This is a genomic window from Brevibacillus laterosporus LMG 15441 (assembly GCF_000219535.2).
GTDB lineage: Bacteria > Bacillota > Bacilli > Brevibacillales > Brevibacillaceae > Brevibacillus_B > Brevibacillus_B halotolerans.
In genome coordinates this window covers 2603810-2619631 of sequence record NZ_CP007806.1, presented here as the reverse complement: position 1 = coordinate 2619631, position 15822 = coordinate 2603810, and the positions used below count along the sequence as shown (strand labels likewise).

Genomic DNA, 15822 nt, shown 5'->3' with positions numbered 1-15822 from the left:
ACATCATATAAAAAAGAGGAGATGAGCAGCCTCAATATTTCACGCGAAAAGATCCACTCAACGCTCAATACCGATTGTAGGCTGATTCATTTCTAGGGGAATTTTGGTTATTAAATGTAATGTACAATATACTCTGAACTGAGCTTGTGCCAACTGGCCTGATTTCAAAGAGGATGAAATCAGGCCTGCTTTTTGTTCTGATAACCTAGGACAGATTTAGGCTTTTAGAATCATGAAACAAAATGACACGCGACATAATGATTGGTCCCGATTTCCCGATAAAGGGGAGCTTGCTCCAAGCACAATGCCGTTGCATATGGACATCTAGTATGAAATTTACAGCCAGATGGAGGATTAGCTGGACTTGGAATTTCGCCCTTTAATACGATTCTTTCTCGTCGAACCGTTGGATCCGGAATAGGCACAGCAGATAAAAGTGCCTGAGTATAAGGATGCTGGGGATGTGCAAATAATTCATCACGCGGTGCCACCTCCATAAAGGAGCCTAAGTACATCACTCCAATCGTGGTACAAAGGTGTTCTACCACGCTTAAATCATGTGAAATAAATAGATAGGTAAGGGAATGCTTCTCCTGTAAATCCTGAAATAAATTGATAATTTGGGCCTGAATGGAAACATCAAGTGCTGATACAGGTTCATCTGCAACGATGAAATCAGGCTGTAAAATAATAGCCCGAGCAATGCCGATACGTTGTCGTTGACCGCCAGAAAATTCATGCGGAAATCGATCATAATGATAAGGGGCAAGACCGCATAGGTCCATTACCTGTTGAACCCGTTCACGTAGATCACGCTTGGCTACCAACCCATGATCCAGCAGTGCTTCTCCTATGGCATCTCCAATCCGTATACGAGGATTAAGAGAGCTGTATGGGTCCTGGAAAATAAATTGCATGGAAGGGCGCAGCCTTCGTAGCTCTTTAGGTGAGAGGGTAGATAGATCAATGCCTTTGTAAAAGACATCTCCTGAAGTCTTCTCAATCATTCTTAGGATTGTGCGTCCCGCCGTACTTTTTCCACTGCCTGATTCACCAACCAGTCCGAAGGTTTCTCCCTTACTGATCGTAAAGGAGAGGTCATCAACTGCTTTTATCTGCCCTCTGCCAGTCGGAAAGGGACCGTCCCCTAGAGGAAAATATTTTTTTAGATGCTGTACATCAAGTAATAGTTCATTCATGCGTGTTCCTCCTCATACAACCAGCAGGCTACTTTCTGTTTATTGGATACGGGGGATAGGTGGGGCTGTTTCGTTACACATTGTGGTTTACGATGCTCACAGCGTTCTGCAAAGTAGCAGGAATCACCTAACCCAATCGGATTCGGAACCTGGCCCGGTATTGAATAGAGCCGAGTGGTTCGTTGGTTCATCACTGGTTTGGAACGTAATAATCCCTGTGTATAAGGGTGCTTTGGCTGGAGAAACAAATCAATAACAGGCCCTTCTTCTATCACTTTGCCTGCATACATAACAATGACATAATCAGCCATTTCTGCAACGACACCTAAATCATGTGTAATCAGAAGGATAGCGGTGTTTGATTGTTGCTTAATTTTCCGCAATAAGTCTAAAATTTGGGCTTGAATTGTTACATCAAGTGCCGTAGTAGGCTCGTCAGCAATCAATAAACGCGGGTTGCAGCTAAGAGCAATGGCAATCATGATTCTTTGCAGCATCCCGCCACTTAATTGATGAGGATAGGAATGAGCAATCTCCTCTGGGCGGGCAATTCCTACTAGGGAGATTAACTCGATTGCTTTTTCAAACGCCATTTTTTTGCTTATGTGAAGGTGTTCGATTAAGGGTTCCATGATTTGTTCACCGATAGATAATACAGGATTTAAAGAAGTCATCGGTTCCTGAAAAATCATGGCTAATTCATTTCCGCGTAATTGTTGCATGTCCGATGAATTGAGCTTCAAAAGATCTCTATGATCAAACCAGATCTCCCCATTAACGATTTTGCCCATGGGCCCAGTGATAAGCCCCATAAGAGACATCGCTGTAACACTCTTGCCACATCCCGATTCACCTACAATACAGACGATTTGCCCCGCATTGATTTGAAAGCTTACATCATCGACGGCTTTTACAATCCCTTCATCCGTATAAAAATAGGTGGAGAGATGTTTAATATCCAAGACTGTCTCTGGTGGCTCCTCAGTGTGTACATGTGTTTTTTCGGTTCCAGAAATAGGGCCTAGCTCATCACGATGTTCAATTGGATGTAAGGAAAAAGGCTGTTTATTTGAATGATTCATATGTCGTCCACCTACTTTTTCATTTTCGGGTCTAGCGCATCCCGCAATCCATCTCCTAATAGATTAATGGAGATGACTGTTACAAAAATGGCTAAGCCAGGCGGAATCCAGAGCCACGGTCTTTTTTGAAAATCAATGAGAGTGTTAGCGGAATCAATCATGTTACCCCAGGTTGCGGTAGGGGGGACGACGCCAAGTCCAAAATAACTAAGTGTTGACTCGCTCAGGATTGCTCCGCCAACGCGTAAGGTTGCTACAACAATCAGCAAAGGTAAAACATTGGGAAGCAGATGGCGAAATAAAATTCGACTACTGCGAAGACCTAGAACCTTAGCTGCTTGAATATATTCTTGCTCGCGCAGACTCAAAATCTGGCTACGAACCAGACGGGCCAAACCTGCCCAGCCTACGAAGCTAAGCATAATCATAACAATATATAGACGGTAACTAGAAGGAACTTTCCACTCAGATAATACAGCCGCTAGGATAAACAGCATTGGTAATTCAGGGATTGTCATCAGGATATCCGAGGCACGCATGATCAGTGCGTCGACCCATCCGCGAAAATATCCAGCTAAAACACCAAGCAAGGTTCCAAGAAAAACAGAAAGAACCATGGAAGCAAGCCCCACCGTCAAAGAGATTCGCCCAGCTTGCATCAGACGAGTTAAAATATCACGCCCCAGAGCATCTGTTCCAAGCCAATGAGACATACTTGGCGGTTTGTTGATCATTGCAGCATTAATTTTTCCTAATGTATAAGGGGAAAGCAGTGGTCCCAGAAAACAAAAGAGAAAGATGGCAACGAGAAAACAGAGACCGATAACTGCTATTTTGTTCTTTTGTAATTTCCTAAAGGACTGTCCCCATAGTGAGGATTTCGAATAAGAGGAGGCCGTATTAATGCCAGTCTCTATGTTATTTTTACCAATCGCGTTCATATGTGCCCCTCCTATTTCAATCTCACCCGTGGGTCAACAACACCATATAACAAGTCAGCCAGCAAATTACTGACAACGGTAAGTAATGCAATGAACATAGTAAATCCCATTAGTAGGGGATAATCCCTAAGTGATAACGCTTGCATATAGACCTGACCTACTCCGGGCCAGTTAAAAATTTTCTCAGTAATAATTGCTCCTCCAAACAGAGCTGGCAGTTCAAACCCAAGCAGGGTAATCGCTGGTAGCAAAGCATTGCGCAGAGCATGCTTATAGGTAATTACTTTTTCCTTCAGTCCTTTAGCGCGAGCTGTTCGAATAAAGTCCTGACGAATCACTTCTAATATATTGGTACGGAAATAGCGAGTGAGGGAACCGACACTCAGCATGGTTAATACTGTGACAGGCAAAATCATGTGCTTCATAACTTCAATCACATAGTCTAGACCTGTAGCATTGCTCCCCGTTGTCAGGATTCCGCCTGGTGGCAGTATTTTTAGGTCAACCGCGAAAATTTTAATCGCTAGCAAGCCTACGAAAAACGCCGGCAAGGCCATGGCCGCAAAAACACCGATTGTTACAAGCGAATCAAACCATGAATATTGTCGACTTGCAGAAAATACACCAATCGAGATGGCAATGATCCAGGTTAATGTGGTGGAGGTGATAGCAATTAAGAAAGAACTCCAGATATATTGACCTAAGATGGTCGTTACAGGCTGCTGATATTGAAGGGAATATCCCAAATCTCCTCGTAATACATTGCCTGCCCAAACAAAATAACGCTCTATAATCGGCTTATCTAAACCGTATAATGCTTTTAGTTCTATTTTTCTCTCAGGACTTAGCTTAGGATTGGTATCAACATAGTCACCGGGAGTCAGCGCAAAGAGAAAAAAGATTAAGAGAGAAGAGCCGATTAAGGTCGGGATCATAATCATCAGTCTTTTGAACATGTAGGTTTTCATGGACAGAGCGCCTCCTAGCTAAAACATAGATGGAAGGGGTACCTTTCATTTGATATAACGAATGAATAATGAAGGAATATGCTCAGTCCTACCTATCAAGTACATAGGGACTGAGCATGTTCGATGGGCGTTTTATTCCACAATTTTCAGATTAGGTAGGCTTGAGCTTATCCCGGTGTAACCGTTTGGTTCAAATCCTTCCACTCGTGCATTATGGCCTGATAAAATCTTTCGATAGTTCAGGAAAATAAAGGGAGGATCGTCGCTTAATGCTTGATAAAGCTCCTTATAAGCTTCCTTACGTTTTTCAATATCAAGTGTCCCTACACTTTTTGCGAGCAGTTCATCTACCTTAGGATTGGAATAACCATGTGTATTCGTAAAACTACCGCCACCTGTAGAAGAAAACTGAACAACACCATCTGATGGATCACCTAGCATGGTAGTAGAAAAGGAAGCAAGGTCGTGATCACCTTTGTCAGTTCTTGCAACAAGCGCTGGATAATCCATTAATTCTGCCTCTAGTTGAACGCCAATTAATTTGTAGTTTTCCTTCGCGATAGGAATAAGAATGTCGCTTGCTTTACTTTTCGTTGTCAGATAGTGAAGAACCAGTTTTTTTCCGTCCTTTTCACGGATGCCATCCGAGCCTTCTTTCCAACCTGATTCATCCAGTAGCTGTTTAGCCTTATTCACATCATAATCGTAGGGATTCACATCTTCTGTATACGCCCAGGATACTGGAGATATGGGGACATTAGCTACTTGTGCATAACCTTGATAGGCGGCATCCACAATTTGTTGACGATCAAGCCCATAGATTAGCGCCTGTCTAACACGCTTGTCTTTTAAATAAGGCTTGCTATGGTTAAAGGAAAGGTAGCTGTAGGCAGTCGAAGTATAAATATTGATGTTTGCAAAACCAAGGCTCTTTAAAAGCTCCAGATTATCGGCATTTGCAGGGAAGGAGCTATAATCAGTCTCACCTGTTTGGAAAAACTGCGTAGTATCTCCATCGGTTGTTTTATAAATAAAATGCGGAATGGCCGGTTTTCCCTCGTAATAATACTCATTGGCTACGAATCTCACTTCTTGACCGGGGATAAACTTTTCAAATTTATATGGGCCAGCTCCGACTGGTTTTGTATGCAAGGTACGCAGATAGTCAAGCTTACCTGGTTCATAGCCTTTTCCATAATAAGCTTTGGACAAAACGTGACCACCAAGCAGAAGAAGAGATCGAGCGTTTACTTTCTCAGTGGTTATCTTTATTGTCTGTGGGTCGATGACTGTAATTCCCTCAATGGTTTTTGCTTTTCCTTCTTTATAAGCTTTGCCGCCCTTAATGTGTGCTTCGGCGATTTCTGTTTCTCCGTCATACGTTTTATCATGCAAAACGGTGAGGGTGAAGGCGACATCATCAGCAGTTAAGGGATCTCCATTGCTAAATTTTACATTTTTACGTAGATGGAAGGTGTACGTAAGCTGATCATCGGAAATATCCCATTTTTCTGCCAATTTAGGAACTGGTTTGCCACTCTTATCAATATCAACCAGTGGAGAAAACATCACGGAGGTAACGTTACCGTCATAACCATTGTGATAAAAATATGGATTGAAAACCCCGCCTGGTTCAGTTAAAGCTACTACAACCGTATCTTTTCGATTTTTCGCCGATTGAGGCGATTTCGATTTGTCTGTAGCAGCGATAACAGCATCTCCTGCGTTCTGTACCCGAAGTGTTTGAGCCTGAGTATCTGCCTGACCATCGGCTGGAGTATTAGAGGTGGATGGAGCTGCTCCTTCGCTACTGCAACCGACTAATAAGGAAGCTCCTAATAGAAATGTGAAGAATGAATGTATAAAAGCTCTTCTCATGATGCTCCTCCTTATAAATGGGAAAATGTAGACTCATTATATTCTTATAATTCCGATCTGTAAAGTATGAATTAATCATATTTCTGCAAATCCCATTTGAAAAGCTTTTTGACATAAGGCTGGACATGAGCGTTGAGGAAAATAGCGCGTACAAAAAACATTTGACCAAATCTCTTACTAGAAATTTGGTCAATTAGCCTTTCATATTCACTTGTAGTGTCTAATTCGTTACGTAGTTAGAAAATCTTCTTCTGTTCCCGATCTGCTTTTAGAATTTCCACTGCTTCACGGAACCGTTGAGAATGTACAATTTCACGTTCACGAAGGAAAGAAAGGCTATCGATTAAATCGACATCATCAGTCATATTAATCAACCATTGATAAGTAGCCCGTGCCTTTTCTTCCGCAGCAATATCCTCATACAAGTCTGCAATAGGATCACCCTTTGCTTGAAAATATGTAGCTGTGAAAGGAACACCGGCCGCATCATGAAAAAACAAAGCCTTATCATGGCTTGCGTAATGTGCGCCAAGACCAGCTTCCTCTAGCTGTTCAGGAGTAGCGTCCTTCGTTAGCTTATATACCATTGTTGCAATCATTTCGAGATGGGCAAATTCTTCTGTGGAAATATCGTTTAAAAGACCAATGACCTTATCAGGAACCGTATAGCGCTGATTCATATAACGTAGAGCGGCCGCTAACTCTCCATCAGCTCCACCGTATTGTTCCATCAAGTACTTTGCCATTTTCGGGTCGCATTTGCTTACGCGAACAGGATACTGTAACTTTTTCTCATAAATCCACATTCAAAATTCCCCCTTTCTAGACCTGCCAAGGCCAAGGTACTTCGTTCCACGACCAAGGGTACTGTGAAAAGCTATTGCCAAAATTCATCAGAGGTCCGAATAAAGATTCATATTCGCGCTTTAGTGTCATACTTTGCTGAGCCATATCGTTGAATTGCCTAATAGCAGTCATATCAGTAGGATGTGTATCAAGATACAGGTTTAGCTCCACTAACACAAAGTCGATCGTCTGAATTTGGTGAAGCAGCTCATAAAATTGTTGCTGGCGTTCATCCTTAAAAGTATCATGATCGCTCACTTTTATTTGCCTCCCTTGTACGGATTTTCATAAGGCGCATACAGAGCAGGCCAGAGGGTTCCTAAGCAAAGAGCTTTGCATGGATCAAATTGCGGTAAATTCGGGGGTTGAAATCCTAAGTAGAGCTGTGGTGGTGTCTCATAAGTTACAACCCGTTGTGGCGGACAAGGATCACATGGACCGATGAAAGGAAAGTATGCTTTTCGATTTCGACTCATATGATTGCCTCCTTTCCTGTAGATGTCCTTATATGCTTATCAATTGGACAAGGAGAGTAGAACAGAAAACATAGGTAAAAAGAGAAGGAATTCCCCTTTTTCCGTGCAATTTGACAAAAAGGGCGAGCAGTGGTACAAAGGGCGGGCAAAATTCAGTTTGCCATGGAAGTGGCAGAAGTCTTCCTGCGACAATAGGAAACTGAATTAAATAAAAATATGGAATTTTATGTGAAGTTATATTATGATAGCAAGCATACCTAGAATAAAGGTTAGGTATTATCTTGGTGATATGGATGAATTAAATATGTGGAAATAGGTTCTTTGAACAATGAGTGTCAAGGATGAAAAGGGAAGCACGGTGTAAATCCGTCACGGTCCCGCCACTGTAAAAGAGGAGTCAGTACAAAAAAACCACTGATCAACGAAGGATTGGGAAGGTATGTGCTGATGTGGATTCTTAAGTCAGGAGACCTGCCTATTTCAACAACACTGTGTGACCTACGGGAGATAGGGAGGTGTTAGATAGCTGTGGCAGTTGTACAAGTATATTCACTGCTTGTTCGGGCATCTCTAACCATCTTTTGAACGGGGAGAGATGCTTTTTTGTTTGAGTTGTGTTTTTTACCGAAAATATAACCTGTTTAGGAGGGCGAACAAGCATGAATAAAGGAATAAGTAGCAGTTTAGGATATCCACGCATTGGGGAAAATCGCGAATGGAAAAAGGGATTAGAAGCATTTTGGGCCGGGACAATTGAAGAGAAGGAATTTCTTGCCCAAATGCAACAAAGCAGACTCCAGCACCTGCAAAAACAAAAGGAAATAGGGATTGATCTGATCCCGGTTAATGATTTCACTATGTATGATCACATGTTGGATATGGCTGTGATGTTTGGATATGTTCCAAAACGCTATGAATATTCTGGTGGGCTAGTACCTTTGTCCATCTATTTTGCAATGGCACGAGGAAATCAGCATGCAGTTGCTTGCGAAATGACCAAATGGTTTAATACCAATTATCACTACATCGTGCCGGAGTTTCAGGACATCAAACCCGTCCTGACCGAAAATAAACCGCTTCTTGCTTATAAAGAGGCGAAAGAGGAGCTAGGGATTAAAGGAAAACCTGTCATAATAGGACCGTATACCTTTATTAAGCTATCCAAAGGGTTCGATCGGCTCCAGATACCGGCGATTATCCTACAGCTTGTCCCTCTTTATGTGCAGGTTCTAACAGAATTAGCGCAGGAAGGCGTGGAATGGGTTCAGATAGATGAGCCCATTCTAGTAACATCTTTATCCGAAGACGAAATGAAGACGATCTCCTACATCTATGAACAGCTTCATGAGGCTGTTCCACAACTACAAATCATGCTACAAACCTATTTTGGTTCCGTTACATTTTACAATGAAGTGAGTAAGCTATCTGTAGCAGGAATTGGATTAGATTTTATCCATGATGGAGGACGCAGCCTTGAGCAGATTACAACAAATGGTTTCCCACAGGATAAAGTACTTGGGGCGGGCATCATTGATGGTAGAAACATTTGGCGGGCAAATCTGACTCAAAAGACAAATCTTCTCGCTACAATCAAAGAGCATGTCGATGCATCCCGTATTTGGATTCAGCCATCTAGTAGTCTACTTCATGTTCCAATCAGTCTAAATCAAGAGATACAGCTTGATCCACTAGTTAAAGATTCATTGGCGTTTGCAGATGAAAAACTAATTGAAATCAAGCATATTACAGATTGGTTGCAGAACGGAGAGGAAAGCGTTAAAGAGATTTTTGCTGAGAATCAAACCATTTTAGAACGGGTAGCCAACTCTGTAGCTCGCAATCGCCCACATATACATGAGGCTGTTGCCAGCTTGCAACTAGATCAGATCGGCCGTGCATCTGTTTATGAACAACGTCGAAAACAACAACAGCACCAATTACAGTTACCAATTCTCCCTACTACAACGATTGGTAGTTTTCCACAAACAACAGAAGTTCGTCAGGCGAGAAATAAATGGCGGAAGGGGGAATGGTCGGTAGAGCAATATGAGCAATTTTTGCAAGCAGAAATCCGGGAATGGATTGACATACAAGAGAAGGTTGGGCTTGATGTGTTGGTTCATGGGGAATTTGAACGGACAGATATGGTGGAATTTTTTGGCGAAAAACTAGGTGGATTCGCTTTTACTAAAAACGGATGGGTGCAATCCTATGGCTCACGTTGTGTAAAACCACCAGTTATTTATGGAGATGTAGAGTTTATTGAGCCGATGACAGTCAAGGAGAGTATCTATGCACAATCTCTTACAACGAAACCGGTCAAGGGAATGATTACAGGACCTGTTACGATTTTAAATTGGTCCTTTGTGCGTGACGATATTTCCAGACAGCAGGTAACCTATCAAATTGCACTTGCCTTACAAAAAGAAGTAGAGGCGCTAGAAGCTAGTGGGATCACGATGATTCAGGTTGATGAACCAGCACTACGTGAAGGGTTACCGTTAAAGAAAACGGAATGGGAAGCATATTTAGAATGGGCTGTAAAAGCCTTCCGCTTAACGACTTCTACTGTAAAAGACACGACCCAAATTCATACCCATATGTGCTACTGCGAGTTTCATGATTTTATCGATTCTATTAGCGAACTGGATGCAGATGTTATTTCAATAGAGACATCGCGCAGCCATGGTGAGCTAATCCATGCTTTCCATAATCATTCCTATCTGAAAGGAATCGGTCTAGGTGTCTATGATATTCATAGTCCCCGCGTTCCAGCTGTAGAAGAAATGGTAAAAATGATAGAGAATGCTCTACATGTCCTTGAACCCAGACAATTTTGGATTAATCCCGATTGCGGGTTAAAAACAAGGGGGCGTAAGGAAACGATCGCTTCCTTAGAAAATATGGTGACTGCTACTCGATTAGTTCGTAACACCATAACAGCTATTCCCTAGGATTTACTAGAGTGGAAGGCAGTCGAAGGGGAGAAATGGAAGTACCAGCAAAAAGAGTACGAGATTCAAAACATACCTTCACAGATCCTGTGTTTCCCCAATACGAATCATCACAATACAATACTGAAAATAAGTAAAGGACAGAGAATATAAAGATCAAAAACAACCGGGTTGGTTGATTGGCAGCATTTCTAAATGGGGTGATACCCTAAGCACTGAAATGCTGCCATTCTATTTTATACAAGGTTCTATAACGAAGATTCATGTGCTATAAGAAGGGATAAATAGTTGTTTTCTTACACAAGGAACAATAGAAGAAAATGGGTAGTTACAGACTCAGAAACTAGGGCAGCATGATGGCAGTCAGAGTCTTTTCAATATTTGGTATGAGTGAAGATTCATCAGAAGTGTTCCAAGCAATAAAACCGTCAGGGCGTAGATTTAGCTCCATTCTAGTTATTTTTTGATCCCTAGGATACAATTTAAGCTGGAATTGTGGAAAATACAACCATTTCCTTCTAACATTTTGTTGGAGAGTAACGTCAACGTGTGAGTAGAGTAATAAAGGTATCAAGTTTACAAAAAAGAGCAAAAAATTTTTACCTACACTTCTAATTGAGAAAGATATTCACTTTCAGTTTTTGATCGTTTATACTTAGCAGTAATGTTTTCATTAGTAGACAAGAGAGAAAAGAGTGATAGATTCGTGTTACGCCGGTTTTTTTCTTATTATCGCCCTTATAAAGGGTTATTTATTTTGGATTTTTCATGTGCCATTATTGCAGGCTTACTAGAATTAGTATTTCCTTTGGCAGTTAATCAATTTGTCGATAAACTGCTTCCTGGGCAAAATTGGTCGCTGATTATTGGGGCTTGTTTTGCTTTGTTGGGAATTTATGTTTTAAACACAGCCCTTAATTTTGTTGTCACATATTGGGGACATATGCTTGGTATTAATATCGAAACGGATATGCGGAAAAAGCTGTTTGACCATATCCAGAAGCTGTCATTCCGATTTTTTGACAATAACAAGACAGGACATTTAATGTCTCGTATGTCAAATGATTTGATGGAAATTGGAGAGATAGCTCACCATGGGCCAGAGGATTTGTTCATTGCTATCATGACCCTCTGCGGTGCATTTGGTGTCATGTTGTATATTAATTGGCAATTAGCCTTGCTCACATTCCTCGTTATTCCTTTTTTGATTTGGCTAACCGTTTTCTTTAACAAGAAAATGACGGTTGCTTTTCGAAGAATGTTTTCCGATATTGCAGATTTTAATGCGAGAGTAGAGAATAACATTGGTGGCATTCGTGTGGTACAAGCATTTGGTAATGAGGAGTATGAGAAAGCTCAATTTGCTATTAATAATGGTCGTTTTCGTTTGACCAAGCTGCTCTCTTACAAGATCATGGCTATGAATATGTCTATCAGCTACCTGCTTATGCGGCTAGTGACACTATTTGTCTTGATTTGTGGAACTTGGTTTGTCATTAAGGGGCATTTGACAGCAGGTGAATTTGTAGGTTTTGTATTGCTCACAAATATATTGTTTAAACCTATTGAAAAAATTAACGCAGTTATTGAACTTTATCCAAAAGGGATTGCTGGCTTTAAGCGCTATGTGGAGCTTTTAGATACTGCTCCAGATATAGCTGACTCTACTAACGCGATCGCTGTAGATCATTTAAAAGGAAACATAGAATATCACGATGTTACCTTTGGCTATCAAAATAAAGAAAATATCCTAAACAGTATCAATTTAACCATTCGTGCAGGTGAAACTGTAGCCTTTGTCGGGCCGTCCGGTGCTGGAAAAACAACGCTGTGCAGTTTATTGCCACGTTTTTATGATGTTACCTCAGGCAAAATTACCATTGATGGAATGGATATTCGAGATTTGAAGCTGGAATCCTTACGTAAACAGATTGGGATTGTTCAGCAGGATGTTTTCTTGTTCTCAGGAACACTTCGAGAGAATATTAAATATGGAAACTTACAAGCTAGCGATGAGGAAATATGGGATGCTGCGCGTCATGCTAAATTGGAAGAATTCATTCTCTCTCAAAAGGATGGATTGGAAACGATTATTGGTGAGAGAGGTGTCATGCTGTCAGGTGGGCAGAAGCAACGTTTAGCCATTGCGCGTATGTTCTTAAAGAACCCGCCTATCCTTATTTTGGATGAAGCAACATCTGCCTTGGATACAGAGACAGAGCTAGCGATCCAGAAATCACTGGAAAAACTGTCTGAAGGAAGAACGACACTTGTCATTGCACACCGTTTAGCAACGATTAAAAATGCTGATCGTATCGTGGTTGTGACAAAAGACGGAATTACAGAGCAAGGAAATCATCAGGAGTTACTTGCGGCAAAAGGAGTTTATAGTAGATTGCATGAAGCTCAATTTTCTACATTAGTACAATAAAAGTCATTTTTACGTGTCACGAAAAAAGCATTCCACAATATCCGAATAAAATGGATAAAATGGGATGCTTTTTTTAGTAGAAAGAATCTATAGTTGTTGGTTCTAAGGTGGTTTTTCGGCTTGAACGGGAATTACTGAATCGCTTGTGGTCTTCGATTAGACCTCATTTTTTCTATGTAAAAGTAGTAGAAGGTATGATACTATCATTTGAGAATGATAATCATTGATGTAACAAGAGGCGCTTTTTCAAGGATACTGGACTGAAAAAGAGGCTTGTTTCTGTTTATAAGGAATCCATGATACATACGACAAGGGGGCAGATGCATCTTTTTTCAGACAGATTATTCATAGCAATCAATAGATAACAGGATGAATTTTACAAAGGAATGATAGAGTAATGGTATCCCACGAATCACACAATGAGCAGGACGGGGCAATGAAACAGCTAAAGCACAAATCTAGACCCGCAATTGCTCTTATCATGATTATTGGTTTGTTCATAGCACTTGTTTTTGTAATGGTGGCTTCTATCTCTTTGGGAGCAGCAGATATTGATTTTTTGACGGTGTGGTCAAGCATTGTTTCTTTTAATCCTGACCTAACCTCCCATCAGATTATTCAAGAATTACGCTTGCCTCGGTCAATAGCGGCAGGTTTAGTGGGGGCTTTTTTGGCTGTATCGGGAGCTATTATGCAAGGCATGACCCGAAATCCCCTAGGGGACCCGTCCATTATGGGCATAACGAATGGAGCGGGGTTTGCGATTGCGCTGGCCTTTGCCTTTTTTCCAGGTCTGTCAAACATGAGCATGATGGCCTTTTCTTTTATGGGAGCAGGATTAGGTGCTGGTCTCGTATTCGCTGTTGGATCATTGTCTAAAGGGGGGCTAACTCCCGTAAAATTAGCACTGGCTGGTGCAGCGGTAGGCGCATTACTTACTTCGCTATCTTCTGCCATCGCGATTCATTTTCATGTAGCTAAGGATATAAGCTTCTGGTTTGCAGGAGGGGTGGCAAATACGCCCTGGATCAGTGTCGAATTGTTATGTCTTGTGGGGGCTATCGGGCTTCCGATTGCTTTGCTATTAGCGCGTTCTATTACGATTCTTAGTCTAGGTGAAGATGTTTCGAAAGGCTTAGGACAACGCAATTTTATCATTAAAGTGATTTGTACCTTGGTTGTGTTGCTACTGACAGGAGCATCTGTAGCGGTAGCTGGTTTTATTGGATTTATGGGGCTGGTAATTCCACATATAACACGTTCATTAGTAGGAGTAGATTATCGCTGGATTATTCCTTGCTCCGCTTTACTAGGAGCACTGTTGCTCATTGTATCTGATATTGGTGCTCGTTTAGTAAATGCCCCTTTTGAAACGCCAGTGGGGGCTGTGACTGCCATTCTAGGAGCACCGTTCTTTCTATATTTGGCTAGACGTGAAGGGAGGGGCTTATAATGCAAGTATTGCAAAAAGGAAGAAAAAGCCCCTGGGTAGTTCTTGGATTGATTACATCGCTGATCATCGTAGTATTTTTTGTCAGTCTACATTTAGGAGTTATTCGCATTGCACTCGTGGATGTCATAGTAACCTTGTTTGGATTTGGAACAGCGGATCATCAGTTGATATTATTTGAGTTTCGGCTACCACGGATGGTTATTGCTTTATTAATTGGAGCTGGTCTTGCTATTTCTGGAGCTATTTTGCAAAGTGTCTCGCAAAATGAATTGGCTGAACCGGGAATTATCGGAATTAATTCTGGAGCAGGCTTGTTTGTCGTCATCTATATTTATCTATTTAGTGGCTCGATGACAGCCATTGGCACCATGTCTATTTTTATTTTGCCAGTAATAGCATTACTAGGAGCTTCGCTATCTGCCTTTATCATTTATCTGTTAGCATGGAAAAATGGTGTGACTCCGACACGGCTGATTTTGGTCGGGATTGCTTTGAACGCGATATTGGGTGCATTCCTAATTGTGTTCCAGCTTAAAATGAACGATACAGATTTTATGAAGGCTATGATCTGGTTGTCCGGGAGCATTTGGAGTACGAATTGGACATATGTACTGGCTACACTTCCGTGGATTGTTTTTCTTATTCCTTATACCATGTATAAAGCACGCTATTTAAACGTGTTGCATCTAGGCGATGATATTGCTGTGAGTTTAGGGACGAATGTAGAGAGGGAACGAAGATTGTTACTAGCAACGGCTGTTGCGTTAGCAGGTGCTTGCGTGGCGGTTGGAGGAGGAATATCGTTCCTTGGTTTGGTTGCTCCTCATCTAGCTAAAAAAATGGTAGGACCGAAGCATCAAATTTTAATTCCTACGGCTGCACTGCTTGGAGCACTTCTTTTACTCTCTGCCGATACGATTGGACGCAATATCTTAGCTCCATCGGAATTACCAGTCGGAATTGTAGTATCTGCTTTAGGGGCTCCTTATTTTATTTATTTGTTAATGAAATCGAAGTCATAGACAGGTTTTCCACCAATAATACATTTTAAAAGACGTATACGAGGCTCCAAATAGGAGACTCTTCAAGCTGACAGGTTATCGAGTAAAAGATAACCTGTTTTTTGTACAAATCAGTTCTTTCTTCCTGTTCTTAGATAGGCAGGGAAAGCACTGTTGCTTGTTACTTGTAGTCGAATTACATTTGAAAGTGAAAAAAGTGAAAAAGAATGTTACTAAATGTCAATAAATTGTAAAAAAATATATATTATGTAAAAAGAAACTTGATTTACATTTAAGGTGTAACGTTTTTCCAGAAACAAGCAAAGAATCCCAGTATCAATATATTGCTGTGAGCTTATCTTGTTCTAAGAAAAAGGTTAGGATTGCATGTCTTGTGAATAAGAATGTGGGCTTACTATGTTCAGGAAGTGGGAATTACAAAAAGTTGTATTTTTTGACATATTGTGCTAGTATTCAGCAAGGGTAATTTTAAGTGTTCAGAATAGATTCCCTAAAGAGAGGAGGAATAATAGCTTTTCTAGCAGTTTCGCATTGTTTAATTTTTTGTAATAACTCATTTTTGTGTGGAAAAT

12 protein-coding genes and 1 riboswitch are annotated in these 15822 nt (G+C 41.1%); of the genes, 4 read left to right on the top strand and 8 right to left on the bottom strand.

Annotated features, from left to right (window positions below; genetic code table 11):
* Positions 1–230: 230 nt before the first annotated feature.
* The 8 genes from BRLA_RS11680 to BRLA_RS11645 form a co-directional block, all read right to left on the bottom strand.
* The gene (locus BRLA_RS11680; RefSeq protein WP_003337648.1) at positions 231–1199 is read right to left on the bottom strand and encodes an ABC transporter ATP-binding protein; all 969 of its coding nucleotides are present in this window, start codon (positions 1197–1199) and stop codon (positions 231–233) included.
* On the bottom strand, positions 1196–2281 hold the full coding sequence (locus BRLA_RS11675) for an ABC transporter ATP-binding protein (protein WP_003337647.1): 1086 nt from the start codon (positions 2279–2281) through the stop codon (positions 1196–1198). Before BRLA_RS11675 ends, BRLA_RS11680 begins: the two co-directional genes overlap by 4 nt.
* An 11-nt stretch (positions 2282–2292) precedes the next feature.
* A complete protein-coding gene (gene opp4C, locus BRLA_RS11670; protein ID WP_003337646.1) occupies positions 2293–3222 on the bottom strand; it encodes an oligopeptide ABC transporter permease in 930 nt (309 codons plus the stop codon).
* 11 nt (positions 3223–3233) lie between these two features.
* Complete coding sequence (locus BRLA_RS11665) at positions 3234–4190, bottom strand: ABC transporter permease (protein WP_003337645.1); 957 nt, start codon at positions 4188–4190, stop codon at positions 3234–3236.
* A 132-nt stretch (positions 4191–4322) separates the two neighbouring features.
* Positions 4323–6068 (bottom strand): ABC transporter substrate-binding protein, encoded by a 1746-nt coding sequence (locus BRLA_RS11660; RefSeq protein ID WP_003337644.1) that lies wholly within the window; start codon positions 6066–6068, stop codon positions 4323–4325.
* Positions 6069–6304: 236 nt separating this feature from the next.
* Positions 6305–6874, bottom strand: a complete 570-nt coding sequence (locus BRLA_RS11655) for a manganese catalase family protein (RefSeq protein WP_003337643.1) — start codon at positions 6872–6874, stop codon at positions 6305–6307.
* Positions 6875–6890: 16 nt separating this feature from the next.
* The gene (locus tag BRLA_RS11650) at positions 6891–7172 is read right to left on the bottom strand and encodes a spore coat protein CotJB (RefSeq protein ID WP_003337642.1); all 282 of its coding nucleotides are present in this window, start codon (positions 7170–7172) and stop codon (positions 6891–6893) included.
* Between the two features lie 2 nt (positions 7173–7174).
* Positions 7175–7390, bottom strand: a complete 216-nt coding sequence (locus tag BRLA_RS11645; RefSeq protein WP_003337641.1) for a spore coat associated protein CotJA — start codon at positions 7388–7390, stop codon at positions 7175–7177.
* A 297-nt stretch (positions 7391–7687) separates the two neighbouring features.
* Positions 7688–7883, top strand: a riboswitch (cobalamin riboswitch).
* A 166-nt stretch (positions 7884–8049) separates the two neighbouring features.
* Here BRLA_RS11645 and metE point away from each other — a divergent pair.
* The 4 genes from metE (at position 8050) to BRLA_RS11625 (ending at position 15250) form a co-directional block, all read left to right on the top strand.
* Positions 8050–10344 (top strand): 5-methyltetrahydropteroyltriglutamate--homocysteine S-methyltransferase, encoded by a 2295-nt coding sequence (gene metE / locus BRLA_RS11640; RefSeq protein WP_003337640.1) that lies wholly within the window; start codon positions 8050–8052, stop codon positions 10342–10344.
* A gap of 706 nt (positions 10345–11050) precedes the next feature.
* Complete coding sequence (locus tag BRLA_RS11635; RefSeq protein WP_041752152.1) at positions 11051–12775, top strand: ABC transporter ATP-binding protein; 1725 nt, start codon at positions 11051–11053, stop codon at positions 12773–12775.
* Between the two features lie 436 nt (positions 12776–13211).
* Entirely contained in the window at positions 13212–14228 is a 1017-nt protein-coding gene (locus tag BRLA_RS11630) for a FecCD family ABC transporter permease (protein WP_425304186.1), read from the top strand.
* On the top strand, positions 14228–15250 hold the full coding sequence (locus BRLA_RS11625; RefSeq protein WP_003337635.1) for a FecCD family ABC transporter permease: 1023 nt from the start codon (positions 14228–14230) through the stop codon (positions 15248–15250). Before BRLA_RS11630 ends, BRLA_RS11625 begins: the two co-directional genes overlap by 1 nt.
* Positions 15251–15822 lie beyond the last annotated feature (572 nt).